19 protein-coding genes are annotated in these 18,788 nt (G+C 73.6%); 8 read left to right on the forward strand and 11 right to left on the reverse strand.

All coding sequences use genetic code 11. The features are described from left to right. The first annotated feature begins 5 nt into the window (after nucleotides 1-5). A complete protein-coding gene (locus tag JT721_RS19310; RefSeq protein ID WP_205475061.1) occupies nucleotides 6-788 on the forward strand; it encodes an inositol monophosphatase family protein in 783 nt (260 codons plus the stop codon). A gap of 16 nt (nucleotides 789-804) precedes the next feature. Here JT721_RS19310 and JT721_RS19315 read toward each other — a convergent pair whose 3' ends face one another. The 5 genes from JT721_RS19315 to JT721_RS19335 all read right to left on the reverse strand — a co-directional run bounded on the left by JT721_RS19315 (nucleotide 805) and on the right by JT721_RS19335 (nucleotide 6,493). Continuing rightward, nucleotides 805-975, reverse strand: a complete 171-nt coding sequence (locus JT721_RS19315) for a hypothetical protein (protein ID WP_205475062.1) — start codon at nucleotides 973-975, stop codon at nucleotides 805-807. A gap of 54 nt (nucleotides 976-1,029) precedes the next feature. Beyond that, on the reverse strand, nucleotides 1,030-4,008 hold the full coding sequence (locus JT721_RS19320; RefSeq protein ID WP_205475063.1) for a bifunctional [glutamine synthetase] adenylyltransferase/[glutamine synthetase]-adenylyl-L-tyrosine phosphorylase: 2,979 nt from the start codon (nucleotides 4,006-4,008) through the stop codon (nucleotides 1,030-1,032). Continuing rightward, the gene (locus JT721_RS19325) at nucleotides 4,008-4,364 is read right to left on the reverse strand and encodes a hypothetical protein (protein WP_205475064.1); all 357 of its coding nucleotides are present in this window, start codon (nucleotides 4,362-4,364) and stop codon (nucleotides 4,008-4,010) included. The genes JT721_RS19320 and JT721_RS19325 overlap by 1 nt, the downstream gene beginning before the upstream one ends. 23 nt (nucleotides 4,365-4,387) lie before the next feature. Further along, nucleotides 4,388-5,725 carry a glutamine synthetase family protein gene (locus JT721_RS19330; RefSeq protein WP_205475065.1) on the reverse strand — a complete coding sequence of 446 codons (1,338 nt, stop codon included), beginning with the start codon at nucleotides 5,723-5,725 and terminating at the stop codon, nucleotides 4,388-4,390. A 327-nt stretch (nucleotides 5,726-6,052) separates the two neighbouring features. Beyond that, nucleotides 6,053-6,493 (reverse strand): hypothetical protein, encoded by a 441-nt coding sequence (locus JT721_RS19335; RefSeq protein WP_205475066.1) that lies wholly within the window; start codon nucleotides 6,491-6,493, stop codon nucleotides 6,053-6,055. A 111-nt stretch (nucleotides 6,494-6,604) separates the two neighbouring features. Between JT721_RS19335 and JT721_RS19340 the strand changes: the two genes are divergently transcribed. From JT721_RS19340 to JT721_RS19350, 3 genes are all read left to right on the forward strand, one after another. Further along, nucleotides 6,605-7,297, forward strand: coding sequence for a response regulator transcription factor (locus tag JT721_RS19340; protein WP_205475067.1), 693 nt, complete (start codon nucleotides 6,605-6,607; stop codon nucleotides 7,295-7,297). Nucleotides 7,298-7,300: 3 nt separating this feature from the next. After that, nucleotides 7,301-8,623, forward strand: a complete 1,323-nt coding sequence (locus JT721_RS19345) for a HAMP domain-containing sensor histidine kinase (protein ID WP_205475068.1) — start codon at nucleotides 7,301-7,303, stop codon at nucleotides 8,621-8,623. Nucleotides 8,624-8,712: 89 nt separating this feature from the next. Continuing rightward, nucleotides 8,713-9,381: a Type 1 glutamine amidotransferase-like domain-containing protein gene (locus tag JT721_RS19350; RefSeq protein ID WP_205475069.1), complete on the forward strand. Its 669-nt coding sequence runs from the start codon at nucleotides 8,713-8,715 to the stop codon at nucleotides 9,379-9,381. A gap of 181 nt (nucleotides 9,382-9,562) precedes the next feature. On the opposite strand, the gene JT721_RS19355 is transcribed toward JT721_RS19350, so the two are convergent. Further along, complete coding sequence (locus JT721_RS19355) at nucleotides 9,563-10,237, reverse strand: hypothetical protein (RefSeq protein WP_205475070.1); 675 nt, start codon at nucleotides 10,235-10,237, stop codon at nucleotides 9,563-9,565. Between the two features lie 73 nt (nucleotides 10,238-10,310). Here JT721_RS19355 and JT721_RS19360 point away from each other — a divergent pair, with 73 nt between their 5' ends. Next, a complete protein-coding gene (locus JT721_RS19360) occupies nucleotides 10,311-10,580 on the forward strand; it encodes a hypothetical protein (RefSeq protein WP_205475071.1) in 270 nt (89 codons plus the stop codon). Nucleotides 10,581-10,790: 210 nt separating this feature from the next. On the opposite strand, the gene JT721_RS19365 is transcribed toward JT721_RS19360, so the two are convergent. The 4 genes from JT721_RS19365 to JT721_RS19380 all read right to left on the reverse strand — a co-directional run bounded on the left by JT721_RS19365 (nucleotide 10,791) and on the right by JT721_RS19380 (nucleotide 15,218). Then, nucleotides 10,791-11,651 carry an ABC transporter permease gene (locus tag JT721_RS19365; protein ID WP_307828153.1) on the reverse strand — a complete coding sequence of 287 codons (861 nt, stop codon included), beginning with the start codon at nucleotides 11,649-11,651 and terminating at the stop codon, nucleotides 10,791-10,793. Then, nucleotides 11,648-12,622, reverse strand: coding sequence for an ATP-binding cassette domain-containing protein (locus JT721_RS19370; RefSeq protein WP_205475072.1), 975 nt, complete (start codon nucleotides 12,620-12,622; stop codon nucleotides 11,648-11,650). The genes JT721_RS19365 and JT721_RS19370 overlap by 4 nt, the downstream gene beginning before the upstream one ends. A gap of 70 nt (nucleotides 12,623-12,692) precedes the next feature. Further along, nucleotides 12,693-13,067 (reverse strand): hypothetical protein, encoded by a 375-nt coding sequence (locus JT721_RS19375; protein ID WP_205475073.1) that lies wholly within the window; start codon nucleotides 13,065-13,067, stop codon nucleotides 12,693-12,695. Nucleotides 13,068-13,187: 120 nt separating this feature from the next. Then, a complete protein-coding gene (locus tag JT721_RS19380; protein ID WP_205475074.1) occupies nucleotides 13,188-15,218 on the reverse strand; it encodes an NAD(+) synthase in 2,031 nt (676 codons plus the stop codon). Between the two features lie 80 nt (nucleotides 15,219-15,298). On the opposite strand from JT721_RS19380, the gene JT721_RS19385 reads away from it, so the two are divergent. Then, nucleotides 15,299-15,787: a VOC family protein gene (locus tag JT721_RS19385; RefSeq protein ID WP_205475075.1), complete on the forward strand. Its 489-nt coding sequence runs from the start codon at nucleotides 15,299-15,301 to the stop codon at nucleotides 15,785-15,787. Nucleotides 15,788-15,818: 31 nt separating this feature from the next. Here JT721_RS19385 and JT721_RS19390 read toward each other — a convergent pair whose 3' ends face one another. Further along, entirely contained in the window at nucleotides 15,819-16,547 is a 729-nt protein-coding gene (locus JT721_RS19390) for a helix-turn-helix domain-containing protein (RefSeq protein ID WP_205475076.1), read from the reverse strand. Between the two features lie 65 nt (nucleotides 16,548-16,612). Here JT721_RS19390 and JT721_RS19395 point away from each other — a divergent pair, with 65 nt between their 5' ends. Both JT721_RS19395 and panB read left to right on the forward strand, forming a co-directional pair. Continuing rightward, nucleotides 16,613-17,812: an MFS transporter gene (locus tag JT721_RS19395; RefSeq protein WP_205475077.1), complete on the forward strand. Its 1,200-nt coding sequence runs from the start codon at nucleotides 16,613-16,615 to the stop codon at nucleotides 17,810-17,812. Between the two features lie 59 nt (nucleotides 17,813-17,871). Continuing rightward, a complete protein-coding gene (gene panB / locus JT721_RS19400) occupies nucleotides 17,872-18,747 on the forward strand; it encodes a 3-methyl-2-oxobutanoate hydroxymethyltransferase (protein ID WP_205475078.1) in 876 nt (291 codons plus the stop codon). Nucleotides 18,748-18,788 lie beyond the last annotated feature (41 nt).

An 18,788-nucleotide genomic window follows, 5' to 3' on the forward strand; every position in this document is an offset into this window, starting at 1 on the left:
ACCGTGTGGAGACCGACGAGGTGCTGGCCCTGCTCCGCGACGTCGCCGAGGAGGTCATCGACCCCCGGTTCCGGGCGCTGGCCGAGGGCCAGGTGATGGAGAAGCGGCCCGGCGACCTCGTCACGGTCGCGGACCGGGAGGCCGAGGTGCTCATCACCCGCGCGCTCTCGGCCGCCCACCCCGACGCCCTGGTGCTGGGCGAGGAGGCGACGGCGGGCGACCCGGCCCTGCTCGGGCGGTTCCGGGCCGCCCAGCACGCCTTCACCGTCGACCCCGTCGACGGCACCCGCAACTTCGTCGCCGGTTCCCCCGACCACGCGGTGATGGCGGCGGAGCTCGTGGGCGGCGAGGTGGTGCGGTCGTGGATCTGGCAGCCGCAGCACCGGGTGGCGTACGTCGCCGAGCGCGGCGCCGGCGCCTACCGCGACGGCGAGCGGCTGGTCCGGCCCCCGCTCGGGGAGGACCTGCGCGGGGTGACCTCGCGGCGCAGCTGGCTGGGCCGGGCGCTCGGCACCCTGCGCGCCCTCGACCTGACCTGGGTCTGCTGCGGGGTCGACTACCCCAAGCTCGTGGAGGGCGAGGCCGACTTCGTCCTCTACGGCGGCACCAAGCCCTGGGACCACGCGCCGGGCGCGCTGCTGCTCAGCGAGGCGGGCGGCTACCTCGGCACCTTCGACGGCCGGCCCTACCAGCCGCAGCAGCCGGAGCCGCGCGGACTGGTCGGGGCGGCCGACCGGGCTACGTACGACCTCGTGCAGGGGCTGGTGCACCAGCTGCCAGGTCTTTGAGCCGGGACCGTCCGGCTCAGGGCTTGGGCGCGTCGGCGGCCCGGCCGGCCCGGTTGGTCTCGCAGTCGGGGTTGGTGCAGACCCGCTCGTCGATGGTGGAGTCGGGCTCGTTGACCTCGAGCGTCTCGTGCGGCTTGAGCTCCACCTCGGCGCCGCACTGCTCGCACGGCCGGTTGTCGAAGTACATGCCCTCCGCTTCCCCGTCCGGCGCCGCGGCAACCCGCCGGGCGACGAAGCGGGGTCAGTCGTCCCAGAAGATCCGCTCCACCACGGCGTGCGCGCGCCGCATGGTGCGCAGCTGGTCGTTGACCATCTCGTCGGTCGACCCCGCGGGGTAGCCGAGCACCGACGCCACCGCCGCCCGCTCCCGGGTGTCGTGGGGGAACTGGTCGCTGGCCCGGCCGCGCACCAGCGTGATCGCGTTGCGCACCCGGCTGGTGGTCCGCCAGCTCCGCGCGAGCTCCTCGGCGTCGGCGGCATCGACCAGCCCGGCCTCGCGGGCTGCCTCGAGTGCCTCGAGGGTGCGCGACGTGCGCAGGCCCGGCACCCGCCCGGCGTGCTGCATCTGGAGCAGCTGCACGGTCCACTCGATGTCGGCCAGCCCGCCACGCCCCAGCTTGAGGTGGGAGCGCGGGTCGGCACCGCGGGGCAGCCGCTCCTCGTCGACGCGCGCCTTGATCCGGCGCACCTCGAGGACGTCGTCGCCGGCCAGCCCCTCCTCGGGGAAGCGCAGCGGGTCGATCAGCTCGGTGAACCGGCGGCGCACCCCCTCGTCGCCCACCACCGCGTCGGCGCGCAGCAGCGCCTGCGCCTCCCACACCTTCGACCACTTCGCGTAGTAGGCGGCGTAGGAGTCGAGGCTGCGCACCAGCGGGCCCTGCCGTCCCTCGGGGCGGAGGTCGGCGTCGACCTCCAGCGGCGGGTCGGTGCCGGGCAGCGCCAGCAGCCGGCGCAGCTCGTTGGCCACCGCCTGGGCGTACGACGCCGCGTCGTGCTGGTCGACGCCCGCCTCGGGCTCGTGGACGAACAGCACGTCGGCGTCGGAGCCGTAGGACAGCTCGAACCCGCCGTAGCGACCCATCGCGACGATCGCCATCCGGGTGGGCGCGGACTCCAGCCCGCGGCTCGCCCGGACCGCCACCCCGGCCGCGGCGAGGGCCGCCTCCAGCGTGGCGTCGGTGAGCCGCGACAGCCCGGAGCCGACGTCGGCGACGTCTGTGAGGCCGAGCAGGTCGCCCGCCGCGATCCGCAGCAGCTCGCGGCGGCGTACGGCGCGCACGGCCCGGACCGCCTTCTCGGGATCGGCCCGGCGGCCGGCGGCCGAGAGCATCTCCTCGGTCAGCTGCTCGGCCGGCAGCGGGGCGAGGTCCTCGCCCAGCATCCGCACGCCGGCCGGCTCGCTCTCCAGCAGCGTGGTCGCGTAGCGGGAGGTGCCGAGCAGGTAGGCCAGCCGCGAGGCGACCTCGCCCTCGTCGCGCAGCGTGCGCAGGTACCACGGGCTGTCGCCGAGGGCCTCGCTGATCCGGCGGAACCCGAACAGGCCGGCGTCGGGGTCGGGCGACTCGGCGAACCACTGCAGCATCGCCGGCAGCAGGCTGCGCTGGATGTTGGCGGTGCGGCTGACGCCGGTGGTGAGCGCCTCGAGGTGGCGCAGCGCGGCGCGCGGGTCGGCGAAGCCGAGGGCGGCCAGCCGGTCGCCGGCGGCCTCGAGCGAGAGCCGTGCCTCGGAGCCGGGCAGCTGGGCGACGGCCTGGAGCAGCGGACGGTAGAAGAGCTTCTGGTGCAGCCGGCGCACCTCGCGGCGGTGGTGCTGCCAGGCCCGGTCGAGCTGGACGTGCGGCTCCTTCGTGAACCCCATGCTCCGGCCGAGCCGCCGCAACGACGGCTCGTCGTCGGGCACGACGTGGAGTCGGCGCAGCCGGTGCAGCTGGAGCCGGTGCTCGAGGGTGCGCAGGAACCAGTAGGCCTCGTGCAGCGCCTCGCCGTCCTCCCGGCCGACGTAGCCGCCCCGGGTGAGCTCGGCCAGCGCGCTCAGCGTCGTCGGCGGACGGATGCGCTCGTCGGCGCGGCCGTGCACGAGCTGGAGCAGCTGGACGGCGAACTCCACGTCGCGCAGCCCGCCCGAGCCGAGCTTGAGCTGGCGCTCCGCGTCGCGGGCCGGGATGTGCTCGACCACCCGTCGCCGCATGGCCTGGGTGTCCTCGACGAACCCGTCGCGCTCGGCGGCGCGCCACACCATCGGCGAGACCATGTCGACGTACGCCCGCCCGAGAGCGAGGTCGCCGGCCACCGGCCGGGCCTTGAGCAGGGCTTGGAACTCCCAGGTCTTGGCCCAGCGCTCGTAGTAGCCCTGGTGGCTGGCCAGCGTCCGCACCAGCGGACCGTGCGCGCCCTCCGGTCGCAGGTTGGCGTCGACCGGCCAGATCGTGCCCTCCCCCGTCTGGTCGGAGCAGACCTGGATCAGGTGGCTGGCGAGCTGGTTGGCGGTGCGCAGCGCGGCGGTGGGGTCGACGTCGTCGTGGCGCGGCTCGTGGACGAACACGACGTCGACGTCGGACACGTAGTTGAGCTCGTGCCCGCCGCACTTGCCCATCGCGATCACGGCGAGCCGCACGTCGGAGGCCGCCTCGCCCACGCGCTGCCGGGCGACGGCGAGGCCGGCCTCGAGGGTGGCGGCCGCGAGGTCGGAGAGCTCGGCGGCCACGTCGTCGACGCCGAGGCAGTGGGACAGGTCGCGGGCGGCCAGCCGCAGCAGCAGCCGCCGGTACTCCACGCGCATCGCGTCGACCGCCTCGGCATCGGGAAGCGTCGCCACCGGTTCGGCGTCCTGGGGGGCGGCACCGACGGCGCGCAGCAGGTCCTCGCGCAGGGCGAACGCCGCGGGCCGGGTCGAGCCCAGGGTGGGGTCGGTGAGCTCGCGCCAGTGGTCGGGGTGGCGGGCCAGGTGGAGCGCCAGCGCCTCGCTCGCACCGAGCACCGAGAGCAGCCGCATCGCGGTGCCCTCGTCGTCCTCGAGCGCGCGCAGCAGGTCGTCGCGGTCGTCGGCCGCCTCGGCCAGGCGGAGCAGCCCGGCCACGGCGGCGCCGGGGTCGGCCGTGCGGCCCAGCATGGCGAGCAGCGAGTCGGCCACCGGGCCCAGTCCGGCCAGCGCCTCGAGCGAGGCATCCGGGTCGAGGAACCCGAGCCGGATCAGCGCGCCCTTGGTGGTGGCCGGCCGCATCAGCCCTCCTGCGGCTCGTCCGCGAGCAGCGCGAGCGCCAGCACGCCGAGGCCGACCAGCACCATGAGCAGGCCCAGCGGGCTCGCCGCGAGCAGCAACCCGCCGAGCGAGGTGAGCGCGCCGGCGCCGCTGGCGACCCGGCGCCCGACCGGCAGCCGGCGACGTACGACGGCGATCGCGGCACCGGTCGCCAGCAGCACGACGGCGCCGGTGCTGCCCACCACGACGTCGGCGGTGACCAGGTCGCCGGTGCGCTGCACGGCGGCGAGCGCCAGCACCAGCACCGTCAGCCCGAGCGCACCGGCGACGCCGAGCGCGATCGTCAGCCGCCGCACCCGGTCGTCGGTGTAGCCCACGGCGCTGGTCCCCTGGTCCGCGGTCAGATGACCGGCAGCATCCGGTCGCGCTCGAAGGCCGAGACCTGGCCGCGGTACTCGTCCCACTCGACCCGCTTGTTGCGCAGGAAGAAGTCGTAGACGTGCTCGCCCAGCGTCTCGGCGAGGAGCTCGGAGCCCTCGGCGATCGCGATGGCCTCGTTGAGGCTCTTGGGCAGCGGCTCGATGCCGAGGCTCTGCCGCTCGCGCTCGGTCAGCGACCAGACGTCGTCCTCGGCCTCGCGCGGGAGCTCCAGGCCGTTCTCGATGCCCTTCATCCCGGCGGCCAGCACCACGGCGTACGCGAGGTAGGGGTTGCAGGCGGCGTCGATGGTGCGGATCTCGACGCGGGTCGACTGCCCCTTGTTGGGCTTGTACATCGGCACCCGCACCATGGCTGAGCGGTTGTTGTGGCCCCAGCAGATGTACGACGGCGCCTCGCCGCCCACCATCATCCGCTTGTAGGAGTTGACCCACTGGTTGGTGACCACGCTGATCTCGGGGGCGTGGGCGAGCACCCCGGCGATGAACTGCCGCCCGGTGGTCGAGAGCTGGTACTCCGCGCCGGCCTCGTAGAAGGCGTTCTGGTCGCCCTCGAAGAGCGACACGTGGGTGTGCATGCCCGAACCGGGGTGGGTGGTGAACGGCTTGGGCATGAAGCTGGCCCAAATCCCCTGGCTCAGCGCCACCTCGCGGATCACCGTGCGGAACGTCATGATGTTGTCGGCCGTCGAGAGCGCGTCGGCGTAGCGCAGGTCGATCTCCTGCTGCCCCGGCCCGGCCTCGTGGTGGCTGAACTCCACCGAGATGCTCATCGCCTCGAGCATCGTGATCGCCTCGCGGCGGAAGTCGGCGCCCATCGACTGGGCGGTGTGGTCGAAGTAGCCGCTGCGGTCGACCGGCACCGGCTCGGCGCCGTCCTGCGGCGCGTCCTTGAAGAGGTAGAACTCGATCTCGGGGTGGGTGTAGAAGGTGAACCCCTTGTCGGCCGCCGCGCCCAGCGTGCGCTTGAGCACGTGGCGCGGGTCGGCGTACGACGGCGACCCGTCGGGCATCACGATGTCGCAGAACATCCGCGCGGTCGCCGGCCCCTCGCCCCGCCAGGGCAGGATCTGGAACGTCGCCGGGTCGGGCTTGGCGAGCATGTCGGACTCGAAGACCCGCGCGAACCCCTCGATCGCCGAGCCGTCGAACCCGATCCCCTCCGCGAACGCCCCCTCCAGCTCGGCCGGCGCCACCGCCACCGACTTGAGGAAGCCCAGCACGTCGGTGAACCACAGCCGCACGAACCGGACGTCCCGCTCCTCGAGCGCCCGGAGCACGTAGTCTTCCTGCTTGCCCATGGCGCCAGCCTAGGGCGTGCCCCGCCGGTGGCCGCGCCGGTCCCCCGCCGGTGGTCGAGCAGCGACGAGCCCCAGCGAGGAGCGCCCGTCGAGACCCCAGACGGCCGAACGCCCTCCGGTGGGAACGGGAGGGCTGTCGTCTCACCGGGTCTCGAGACAGGACTTCGTCCTTCCTCGACCACCGGTGGCCCACCGCTGGTTGAGGTGCAAGCGAAGCGAGCCTCGAAGCCCCCGCCGGCCGAACGCCCTCCCCCGGGAACCGGAGGGCTCTCGTCACACCGGGTTTCGAGACAGGCGTCGCAGCCTCAACCACCGCGGGGCCGGCGCTCAGTCCTCGGGTAGCTCGTTCAGCTCGACCTCGGCGACGGTCGGGACCCCGCGGTTGCAGAAGACCTCGATGTCGATCGAGCGGCCCCGGTTGGCGAAGACCGCGTCGACGTCGTCGTCCGGGCCGCGCTCGTAGCTCACGACCCGCCAGCCGGCCGCGGCGTCGGGTCGAGCCTCGACGCCGTACGCCAGCGTGCCGCGACACTCCACCACCAGCACGCCGAACTCCTCGGCGATCTCGCGCCGCTCGGCCGCCTCGGTGGGGGCGACGGTCGACGGCGAGCGGTCGCTGAGCTCGGCCTGGCGGATCGCCTCGTTGTCGCCGAGGGGTCCGCGCCCACGGATGCTGGCGCCCACCGAGGACACGGCCACGACGCCGATCACGACGGCCAGCACGGCGGCGACCGTCCAGGCCACGCCCCAGCCCACCATCCGCTTCACGTCCCCATCCTGACCCCCGCCGCGCTGTCGCGGCCCCAGCCGGGGGTTAAGGGACGGCTAAGGCTGGTCCGGCAGGGCCTTCCGGAGCCCGGCAGCGGCTAGTTTCGTGGCGTGCCCCAGCTCCTGATCATCGAGGACGATGCCCGCATCCGGCCGTTGCTGATGCGCTCCCTCGGCGAGCGGGGCCACGCGGTCTCGGCGGCGAGCACCGGGATAGAGGGGCTGTCGATGGCCGTCGAGCTCCGGCCCGACCTGGTGATCCTCGACCTCGGGCTGCCCGACGTCGACGGCACGCAGGTGCTGTCGATGCTGCGGGCGGTCAGTGACGTGCCGGTGATAGTGGCGACCGCGCGCGACGACGACCCCACGCTGGTGGCGTGCCTCGACGCCGGCGCCGACGACTACGTCGTCAAGCCGTACACGACCGACCAGCTCGAGGCCCGGATCCGCGCGGTGATCCGCCGGGCCGGCGGCGGCGCGAGGGCGCGACAGCCGGTGCTGGTGGTCGGCGGCCTCGAGGTCGACGTCGCCGCCCGCCGTACGACGCTCGCCGGCGCCGCGCTCGACCTGAGCCCCCGCGAGTTCGACCTGCTCCGCCACCTGGCCGAGCGGCCGGGCGAGGTGGTGACCAAGAAGGAGCTGCTCACCGAGGTCTGGCACCAGCCCTGGGGCGGCTCCGACAAGACCGTCGACGTGCACCTGTCGTGGCTGCGGCGCAAGCTGGGCGAGTCGGCGGCCGAGCCGCGCTACCTCCACACGGTCCGCGGCGTCGGCGTCCGCCTGGTGGCCCCGGACGAGGCGTAGCCGGTGCGGCGCAGCCTGATCCTCACCGTCGCCGCGGCGGTCACGATGGTGCTGCTGGCGATGCTGGTGCCGATGGCGGTGCTGCTGCGCAGCTACGCCCTCGAGGACCGGCTCTCGCGCGCTGCGCTGGAGGTGCAGGCCACCGAGACGATCGTCTCCGCCGGCGACCACGGCGCCGTGAGCCGCTACGTCGACCGGATCAACCGCGCCGACGACGAGGTGCAGACCACGGTGCTCTACCCGCCCTCGGCGCTGCACCCCGACGGCCTGGCGGTCGGGCCCGATCCCGGCGAGGACGCCCGCGTCGCCGAGGCGCGCGCCACCGGCCAGGCCCGGGTCGACGACGTCGACGGCGGCGCGATGGTGCTGGTGCCGGTCTCGCTCGGCGCCGGCACCCCGGCCGCCGAGCGCACCCCGGTCGTCCGGATCTTCGTGCACGCCCCGGGGCTGGAGTCGGCCATCGTCCGCAGCTGGGTGGTGCTGCTCGCGCTGGGGCTCGCGCTGCTGGTGGGCGCGCTGGTGCTGGCCGACCGGCTGGGTCAGTCGTTCGTGCGGCCGGTGCGCGCGCTGGCGTCGTACACCCAGCGGCTGGGCGACCGCGACCGTCCGGGGCCCGTCGACCCCGCCGGCCCGCCGGAGGTGCAGGAGCTCGCCGCCGCGATGAACCGGCTGGTGGAGCGGATCGAGGTGCTGCTGGCCCGCGAGCGCGCCGGGGTCTCCGACCTCTCCCACCGGCTGCGCACGCCGATCACCGCGCTGCGGCTGCGCGTCGACGGCCTCGCCGACCCCCGCGACCGCGAGCGCCTCGGCGCCGACCTCGACGAGCTGGTCTCCATGGTCGACCGTGTCGTCCGCGAGGCCCGGCGCTCCGAGCGCGAGGGTCTGGTCGCGAACGTCGACGGCGTCGCCGTGCTGACCGCGCGCACCGAGTTCTGGCGGCCGCTCGCCGACGACACCGGCCGCCCCCTCACGCTGCACGACGGCACCACCGGTCCGCGCCCGGTGCGTGCCTCCGCCGAGGACCTCGAGGCGCTGCTCGACGTGCTCCTCGACAACGTCTTCACCCACACCCCCGACACCGCGCCCCTTGCGGTCACACTCTCCGACCGCCCGGGCGGTGGTCTGCTGCTCATCGTCGAGGACGGCGGCCCGGGCTTCCCTCCCGACCTCAACGCCGCAGGGCGTGGCTCCTCCGGCGCGGGCTCCACCGGCCTGGGCCTGGCCATCGTCGACGGCACCGCCCGCGCCACCGGAGGCTCGCTCGACCTCGGTCGCTCCCCCCTCGGTGGCGCCCGGGTCGCCGTACACCTGGGCCCGGCGGACTGACGGGTCCGGGCAGCGGCGATGAGTCCCGCGGCCGCACCGGGTCGACAGTTCCCACACACCCACACCTGCGATCGAACCGGGAGACCACCGTGAGGCTGCTGCTCACGTCCGCGGGCGTCAGCAACGCCAGCATCCGCGAGGCGCTCGTGGAGTTGCTGGGCAAGCCGATCTCCGAGGCCAGCGCCCTCTGCATCCCCACGGCCCAGTACGGCCACCCGTGGGTGGGCCCGGGCGAGCGGGTGTGGAAGTTCATCAGCGGTACGTCTGAGCTGCCCATGGTCGGCCTGGGCTGGGGGTCGATGGGCGTCCTGGAGCTCACCGCCCTGCCCAGCATCGACGAGGAGCGCTGGGTCCCGTTGGTCCGGGAGACCGACGCCCTGCTGGTGGCGGGCGGCGACGTGCTCTACCTGTGCCACTGGATGCGGGAGTCCGGGCTCGCCGACCTGGTTCCGTCGCTCACCGACACGGTCTGGGTGGGACTGAGCGCCGGGAGCATGGTGATGACTTCCGAGGTCGGCGAGGACTTCATCCAGTGGCGGCCACCGAACGGCGACGACCGCACGCTGGGCGTCGTCGACTTCTCGATCTGCCCCCACCTCGCCCCGGAGGGCCAACCCGGCAACACCATGGCCGAGGCGGAGGAGTGGGCCGCCGGCATCTCCGGCCCCGCCTATGTCATCGACGACCAGACGGCGCTCACGGTCGTCGACGGCACGGTCGAGGTGGTGTCGGAGGGCGTGTGGCGACTGTTGACCTGACCGGCGGGATGCGTGACCGCTGTCCCGGGCAGCGGTGAGTCAGCCCCGATCTGGGCAGCCCGTTCCGCGGCGTGCTCACCGCTCCCCCGCGCCGCCCCGGGCAGCGGTGAGTCAGCCCCGGTTTGGGCAGCCCGTTCTGCGGCGTGCTCACCGCTCCCCCGCACATTCGGGAACGACAGGGTCACCGCCACAGGCGCTCGGCCGCGATCCGTCGCGGATCGAGACCCTGGTCGAGCAGCGCGGCCAGGCTCTCGGCCAGCTGGCTCGGCCGACCGGGCGGCAGCGGCAGATCGGTCGACCAGGCCATGCCATCGACGGTGTGGTGGACGGTGATGCTCTCGCCGGTGAGCGTCGCCCAGGGATGGGTCCCCGGCTGCAACGCCCTCAGGTGTCGGACCACGGCCCGCGGTCGCGTCTCCCAGCTCCGGTCCGCCATGGCCGCACGGACGGCGTTGAGGTACTGCTCGCGGTCGAAGGTGAAGGTCGGCAGGGCGTGCCGCTTCGGCGGCAGATCAGTGTCGAACCCGATTGCCGGGTCGGGTCCGTCCTCAGGATCCGGGAGGGCCGAGGCGTACGCGCCGGTCAGCGAGAGGAAGTCGGTCCACCGGACGAGATCTCCGGACTGGACGACGAGCCCGGTGACGTTGGAGCAGCCGAAGGTTCCGCACCCGCATCCGTAGAACGCGACCCGCCGCGGCGGATCCGTGGGCAGGAGTGCTCCGGTGTCGAGGATGTCGGCGGGATCGCTCGCCTCGTCGTCGCCCGTGGACGTGAGGCGCTCGACGCCGTCGATCAGCAGGATCACCTTCGGGTAGTTGGAGATCGACCTGTCGACGTGGATGGTCAGCGTGCTCACAGCCACCGCTCACTCCTTGCTCCTCACGCCCGAGTATTGCCGGGTCCCCGGTCGAGCACCCATAGTCAGCGTCATGTCAGAGACGAATCACGAGCTCACCACGCTGTCGCCCGGTCCGGCGGAGCTGCTGCTCAGCGGCCTGGCCCTGCTGCACCTGGTCCTGCTCGCGGTGGTCGTCGTCCAGCTTCTCCGGGGCCGCGTGACGCTTCCCCGGGCCCCCTTGGCCCTGCTCCTCACCTTGCTCGGTCTCGTCATGCTGCCCGTCGTCGGGCCGGTCGTCGTCCTGCTCAGGCAGCGGCACCCCCTCCGCCAGGTCGGACGCACGCACCAACCCGCCGCCTGAGCTGCGTCGGGGGCGCGAAGAGCACCGCCCGCACCGAGCAGCCGAGTAGCGGTGTGTGAGCCCCCGAACGTGCAGCCCATTCGGGGGCGTGCTCACCGCCGCCCCGCGGACTCGCCGAGTAGCGGTGTGTGAGCCCCCGAACGTGTAGCCCATTCCGGGGCGTGCTCACCGCTGCCCGCGGACCCGCCGGACCACGTCGACCCGGGCGCCTCAGGTCGCGGTACGACGCTGGAACGCCCGCAGCGCGAGCGGCGCCAGGATGGCCGTCAGCCCCACGGTCCAGATGATCGTGCTGAGGACGGGGTGCTGCAGGGGCAGGGCGGCGTCGCTGCCCACCGGTGGCGTGTTGCCCCAGAGCTCGCGGACGGCTTGCACAAGTGAGGACAACGGATTCCACTCGGCGACCGCGCGCAGGGCGGTCGGCATGTTCTCGGCCGGGGCGAACGTGTTGGCCAGGAACGTGATCGGGAACATCGTGGCGAACATCAGCCCGTTGACCGCCTCGACCGAGCGCATGCTGGAGCCGACGAGGATGCCGAGCCAGATCATCGCGAAGCCCCACAGGAGCAGCAGCAGGTAGGCGAGCGCGGCCTCGAGGATGCCGTCGCGGATCCGCCAGCCGATGAGCAGGCCGGTCAGCGACATGATCACGATGCCGATGCTGGAGTGCATCAGGCTGGAGATGCTGCGCCCGACCAGCACGGCGGCGGGGTTGATCGGCAGCGACCGCATCCGGTCGACGATGCCCTTGTCGATGTCGGAGGTGAGCCCGACGGCCACGATGAACGACGCGAACGCGATCGTCTGGCCCATGATCCCGGCCAGCAGCCACTCGCGGTAGCCCTCCGCCGAGCCCTGCACGGCGATCGAGCCGCCGAACACGAACGCGAACAGCAGCACGAACATCACCGGCTGGATGGTGACGTCGAGCAGCATCTCCGGCATCCGCTTGATGTGGATCAGGTTGCGCCGCACGATCGTCAGCGACTGCCGCAGCAGGCCGGTGTCGTGGATCTCGGGTCGCTCGATGGCGGGCCGCTGGGTCGTGGTCGGCTCGGTGCCGGCGGTCACAGGACCACCTCCTCGTCGGTCTCGGTGGTGTCCTCGGCGCGGTGCCCGGTGAGGCGCAGGAACACGTCGTCGAGGCTGGGTCGCTTGAGCCCGAGGTCGTCGAGCTCGATGTCGCTGTCGTCGAAGATGCCGGCGATCCGGGTCATCGCGCGCAGGCCGTCGGCCGGCGCGGTCAGCTGGCGGGCGCCCTCGTCGACGTGCACCTCGTCGACCACCTCGCGCAGCAGTGCCTCCGCGCGCGGCAGGTCCCCGCCGTTGGAGACGGTGACGACGACGGCGGCCTGGCCGGAGCGGTTCTTCAGCTCCAGGGCGGTGCCGCGCTCGATCACCTTGCCGCGGTCGATGACCACGATGTTGTCGGCGAGCTGGTCGGCCTCCTCGAGGTACTGCGTCGTCAGCAGCAGCGTGGTGCCCTCGCGGACCAGCCCGCGCAGCACGTCCCACAGCTCGACCCGGCTGCGAGGGTCGAGGCCGGTGGTCGGCTCGTCGAGGAACAGCACGGGCGGGATCGCGACCAGGCTGACCGCGAGGTCGAGCCGCCGACGCATGCCGCCGGAGTAGGTCTTGACCACGCGGTCGGCGGCGTCGGTGAGGGAGAACCGCTCCAGCAGGTCGTCGCCGGCCCGCTTGAGGTACGACGGCGACAGGCCGTAGAGGCCGCCGATCAGCCGGAGGTTCTCCCGACCCGTGAGCAGCTCGTCGACCGTGGCCGCCTGGCCGGTCAGGCCCATGCTGCGCCGCACGCCCTTGGGGTCGACGACCACGTCGTGGCCCGCCACCCGGGCGGTGCCGCTGGTGGGGCGGGTGAGGGTGGTCATCATCCGCACGGTGGTCGTCTTGCCGGCGCCGTTGGGGCCCAGCAGGCCCAGCACGGTGCCCTGCGGGACGGAGAAGCTCACGCCGTCGACGGCCACCTTGTCGCCGAAGTGCTTGACCAGGTTCTCGGCCTCGATGGCTGGTGTCGATGTCACGGACTCCAACCTAGGGGTGGCCGCCGACAGTCGGCACTCCGTTTTCCGCAGGCACCCGCCGCTGTCGCCGTCAGGGCTCCAGCGTGGCGGTGCAGGCCTCGCCGTCCTCGGGGGTGGCGGTGGCGGTGATCTCGCCGCCGTCGGCGTCGGCCCGCGCGTCGACGTCGAGCTCGGCGTCCTCGTCGGTCTGGCGGGTGCCCTCGACCAGCGGCTCGCCGTCCTGCTCGATCGCGACCTGCCAGCTCTCGCCGGGGGCGGCCGACTGCACCTCGAAGGTGACCTCGTAGCCGCCGTCCTCGCTCTCGCCTTCCAGCGAGTAGGAGCGGGCGCTGCCGCAGGCGCCGGTGACGGTGTCGCCCTCGTCGTCGCCGACGGCGATCCAGATGCCGATGCCGACCGCGGCGACGACGACCAGGGCGGCCAGGGCGAGCAGTGCCTTCTTCATGGTTCTCCTCCGTGTCGGGTTGGTGACACGCAGGACTCTCGTCGCGGGGCGCCTAACCGCGCCCCATCCCGGCGCTAAGGCCGGGCAAAGGCCGCGACCGGCAGCGGGTATGACCTGAGGTCACGACGTCGGGACGCGCTCCAGCTCGGCCAGCCACGCGGCGGGCGAGGCGTCCGACGGCATCCGCCAGTCACCGCGCGGCGACATGGTGCCGCCGGCGCTGACCTTGGGACCGTTGGGCAGCGCCGAGCGCTTGAACTGGCTGGCGAAGAACCGCTTCACGAAGACCTCGAGCCAGCCCCGCACCTCGGCCAGGTCGTACGACGTGCGCCGTTCCTCGGGGAACCCGGGCGGCCACTCCCCCTCGTCGGCGTCGTGCCAGGCGTGCCAGGCCAGGAACGCTATCCGGCTCGGCCGCATGCCGTAGCGGAGCACCTGGAAGAGGGTGAAGTCCTGGAGGGCGTAGGGGCCGACGCTGTCCTCGGTCGACTGCGGGCGCTCGTCCTCGCGGGCCGGCACCAGCTCGGGCGAGATCTCCTGGTCGAGGATCCGCTGCAGCACCTCGTTGGTGTCGGCCTCGAGCTGCTCGGAGCTGATCACCCAGCGGATGAGGTGCTGGATGAACGTCTTCGGCACGCCGGAGTTGACGGTGTAGTGCGACATCTGGTCGCCGACGCCGTAGGTGCACCAGCCCAGCGCCAGCTCCGAGAGGTCGCCGGTGCCGAGCACGATGCCGCCCCGCTGGTTGGCGGCGCGGAACAGGTAGTCGGTGCGCAGCCCGGCCTGGACGTTCTCGAAGGTGACGTCGTAGACCTCCTCGCCCCGCGAGTAGGGGTGTCCGAGGTCGCTGAGCATCTGCTGGGCCGCGGGGGTGATGTCGATGGTCTCGTGGGTGGTGCCGAGCGACTCCATCAGCGCGATCGCGTTGCTCTTGGTGCCCTCGGTGGTGGCGAACCCGGGCAGCGTGAAGGCCAGGATGTCGCTGCGCGGCCGGCCCAGCCGGTCCATCGCGTTGGCCGCGACGATGAGCGCGTGGGTGGAGTCGAGACCGCCGGAGACGCCGATCACCACCTTGGGGTCGCCGATCGCGCGGAGCCGCTGCTCGAGCCCGGAGACCTGGATGTTGTAGGCCTCGTAGCAGTCGAGGGCGAGCCGCTCGGGGTCGTCGGGCACGAACGGGAACCGGTCGACCTTGCGCCGCAGGCCCACGTCGCCGGCGGGCGGCGACAGCTCGAACTCGATGCGGCGCAGCTCGACGTCGAGCGCTCGCCGGTTGTCGTCGAAGGTGCCGGTGCGCAGCCGGTCCAGCCGGAGCCGGTCGAGGTCGATGTCGGCCACCGCCCGGCGCGGGCCGTCGGGGAACCGCTCGGTCTCGGCGACCAGCTCGCCCATCTCGTAGATCATCGTCTGGCCGTCCCAGCTCAGGTCGGTGGTCGACTCGCCCTGGCCCGCGGCGGCGTAGACGTACGCCGCCAGGCACCTCGACGACGCCGATCGCACCAGCAGCCGCCGGTCCTCGGCGCGGCCGACGGTGATGGGGCTGCCCGAGAGGTTGGCCAGCACCGTGGCGCCGGCGAGCGCGGCCTCGGCGCTCGGGGGCACCGGCACCCACATGTCCTCGCACACCTCGACGTGGAGCACCAGCCCGGGCACGTCCGTGGCGTCGAAGAGCAGGTCGGGACCGAACGGCACCTCCACGCCGTTGAGGGTGATCGTCGAGCCGTGCCGGTCGTCGCCCGGGGCGAAGTAGCGGCGCTCGTAGAACTCCCGGTAGGTCGGCAGGTACGACTTCGGCGCGACGCCCAGCACCTGACCGCGGTGGATGACCACCGCGCAGTTGAGCACCCGGGTGCCGTGCACCAGCGGCGCGCCGACCACCAGCACCGGCGTCAGGTCGGCGGAGGCGGCCACGATCTCCTCGACCGCCGCGAGCACGCCCTCGAGCAGCACGTCCTGCAGCAGCAGGTCCTCGATGGAGTAGCCGCTGAGGCAGAGCTCGGGGAAGACGGCCACCGCGACCGCGTCGTCGTGGCAGGCGCGGGCCTGCTCGATCACGCGGCGGGCGTTCTCGGCGGGCTGGGCGATCGCGACGGGCAGCGTGCAGGCGGCCACGCGCGCGAACCCGTGGGCGTACGCCGAGTAGAAGTCCACGCCGCGAGTGTAGGTGTGGCCCCCAGCCCGAGCGACCGGTCACCGCGATGAGTCCGGGGCCCGGCGCCGGTCTCCACGGCATGACCCTCTCCGGTGCGATCAGTCCCTGCCTGTGGTTCGACCACGAGCTCGAGGAGGCCGCGGAGTTCTACACCGCGATCTTCCCGCGCTCGTCGATCGGCCACCTGGCGCGCTACACCGACGCGGGCCCGGGTGAGCCCGGGCGGGTGATGGCCGGCGAGTTCACGCTCGACGGGCTCACCTTCCGCGGCATCAACGGCGGTCCGGCGCACGCCGGGTTCAGCGAGTCGATCTCGTTCTCGGTGCTCTGCCGCGACCAGGCCGAGGTCGACCACTACTGGGAGCGCCTCTCCGACGGCGGCAGCACGTCGGTCTGCGGCTGGCTCACCGACCGGTTCGGGCTGTCGTGGCAGGTGGTCCCGCAGCGGCTCTACGAGCTGGTCTCCGATCCCGACCCGGTCCGTGCCACGGCCGCCTCGCAGGCGATGCTCGGCATGACCAGGATCGTGGTCGCCGACCTCGAGGCGGCGGTCGCCGCGGTCTCCTGAGCGGTCGGCCCGACGGTGGATCAGCTGGCTGTCAGCCGGCCAGGCCGGGCGCGGTCTCGCGCCACCCGTCCAGGTCGCGCAGCCGCAACCCGAGCCACTCCTCGAGCCCGGCCGCGCCGTCGGCGGTGACGTCGAGCCCGCGGCTGCCCGGGCGCCGGACGACCCACGCGCTGTCGATCATCCGGGTCGCCACCGCGGCGCCGACCGCACCGGCGAGGTGGGGACGCCGCTCGGTCCAGTCGGTGCACTCGCGCAGCAGCCGCCGCTCCCGGGCGCGCAGCGGCGCCAGGTCGAGGCCCACCTCGCCGAGCACCTCCTCGGCCCGCTCCCCCAGCGCGGCACCGTCCGCGAGCACGACGGCGCCCCGGGTGACCAGCCCGTCGGTGACCGCGGTGCCGAGCACGCCCGCGAGGTGGTCGTAGCAGAGCCGGGCCCGCCGCAGCCGTCGCCGCGACCGCTCGCCGCGCAGCGAGGTCACCGGTGTCTCGGGGGCCACCAGCTGCATCGCCTCGAGCATCTCGGCGACCTCGACCCCGGCCAGCCGGTAGAGCCGGTGCCGGCCGGAGGTCGTCACCGAGACGAGCCCGCCCTCGAGGAGGCGGCGCAGGTGGCTGCTGGTCAGCGAGGCCGAGGCCCCGGCGGCGGCCGCCAGCTCGGAGGCGGTGGTCGCGCCGCCGTCGAGCAGGCGCAGCAGCAGGGCCGCGCGCACCCGGTCGCCCACGAGGGCGCCCAGGCTGGCGAGGTCGGACTCTCCGGTCACGGGTGTGACGGTAGTCCCACGACGCTTCAACGGCGGTTGAAGCGTCGCCGTCCTAGCGTGGACCCATGAGGTCGTGGCAGCGGGTGGCCCTGGCGATGTTCGCCGTCGGGTGGGGCGCCAACCAGTTCTCCTCCCTCCTGATCGCCTACCGCGACGAGCTCGGCACGTCGACCCAGGTGCGCGCCGTCCTGCTGGGGGTCTACGCCGCCGGGCTGGTGCCTGCGTTGCTGGTGGGCGGGGCGGCGTCGGACCGCTGGGGCCGGCGGGCCGTCGTGCTGCCGGCGGTGGCGCTCTCGCCGGTCGCGACCCTGCTGCTGGTGGTGGCGCACGAGTCCACCGCCGGTCTCGCGGTGGGCCGGCTGCTCGCCGGCGCCTGCTCGGGGGTGGTGTTCGGTGCCGCCAGCGCCTGGGTGGCCGACCTGTCCGTCGACGAGGCCCCCGGCACCGCGGCCCGCCGCGCGGCGATCTGCATGTCCGCCGGCTTCGGGCTCGGCCCGCTGGTGGCCGCGCTCGTCTCCCAGTGGTCGCCGTGGCCGCTGACCCTGCCCTACCTCCCCCACCTGGTGCTCGGGGTCGTCGCGCTGGTGCTCCTGCTGCCCGCCCCCGGCCCACGACCGCTCGACCCGCCGCGTCGCTCGCTGCTGCGGGTGCCGGCGGTGACCCGCGGCCGCCGGTTCCTGCTGGTGGTCGCACCCTCGGCACCGTGGGTCTTCGGCTGCGTCACGCTCTCGTTCGCCTACCTGCCCGGCGAGCTCGGCGGGTCGCAGCGCGGCGCGGTCGCCTTCGCCGGTCTGCTCACCGGGCTGACCCTGGGCTCCGGGGTCGCCGTGCAGTCGCTCGCCCGCCGCCTCGACGACCGGCGGCCGCTGCTGGCCGGCCAGGCCGGCCTGGTCTGCGCGCTGCTCGGCCTCGCCGCCGGCGTCGGTGCGCTCACCTGGGAGACGCGCTGGGCGCTGCTGCTCTCCGCGCCGCTGCTCGGCGCGGCCTACGGCTGCGTGCTGGTCTCGGGGCTGCGCGAGACCGAGCGGCTCTCGGCTCCCGACGAGCGCGGGGCGACCGTGGCGGTCTTCTACGCGCTCACCTACGCCGGCTTCGCGGCGCCGTACCTGCTCGGGGTGGTGGGCGGCGGCCGCACCGGCGTGGTGGTGGCGATGGGCGCCGTCGCGCTGTGCCTGCTGGTGGTCACGCTCGCCGGTCGCCGCGGGCCGGACGGCGTGACCAGCGCCACGGCCGCGGCCCTGCCCGGTGGCACCACCCGGGCATAGCCTGATCGTGGTCCGTGGACTCCATCCGGGAGCCGCGAGATGACGAACGGAGCTCGACGATGAGCCAAGGCTCGACCCCCGAGGAGCACGCGCCCTACGGCACCGGTCCGGCGGCCGCAGGTGCCGGCGGGAGCGCCCCCGTGCGCAAGGTACGCACCCACCACCTCCGCGAGATGAAGGAGCGGGGCGAGAAGTTCACGATGCTGACGGCCTACGAGCAGTACGCCGCGCAGACCTTCGACGAGGCCGGCATCGACGTCCTGCTGGTGGGCGACAGCGCCTCCAACAACGTGTTCGGCAACGAGACCTCGTTGCCGGTGACCGTCGACGAGCTGATCCCGCTGACCCGTGCCGTCAGCCGCTCGACCCGTCGTGCGCTCGTGGTCGGCGACCTGCCGTTCGGCTCCTACCAGGCCTCGCCCGAGCAGGCCTACCTCACCGCTGCCCGCTTCATGAAGGAGGGCGGCGCCCACTGCGTCAAGCTCGAGGGCGGCGTCGAGATGGTGCCGCAGATCGAGCGGCTCACCCGCGGCGGCATCCCGGTGATGGCCCACATCGGCTTCACCCCGCAGAGCGAGCACGCCCTCGGCGGCTACCGCGTGCAGGGCCGCGGCGAGACCTCGGCCCGGGTGCTGGCCGACGCCGAGGCGGTGCAGGACGCCGGCGCGTTCGCCGTGGTCATGGAGATGGTGCCCGGCGACGTCGCCGGCGAGGTGACCCGCAAGCTCGCGATCCCGACGATCGGCATCGGAGCGGGCAACGAGACCGACGGGCAGGTGCTGGTCTGGCAGGACGCGTTCGGGCTGCGCACCGGCCGGATGGCCAGGTTCGTCAAGCAGTACGCCGACCTGCACGGGGTGCTCCTCGAAGCCGCCCGGGCCTACGCCGACGACGTGCGCGGCGGCACCTTCCCGGGGCCCGAGCACACCTTCTGACCGTCTGCCGCGAATCGATCCACCCGATCGGACGTGGACCG

Source organism: Nocardioides sp. SYSU D00038 (genome assembly GCF_016924665.1).
GTDB lineage: Bacteria > Actinomycetota > Actinomycetes > Propionibacteriales > Nocardioidaceae > Nocardioides.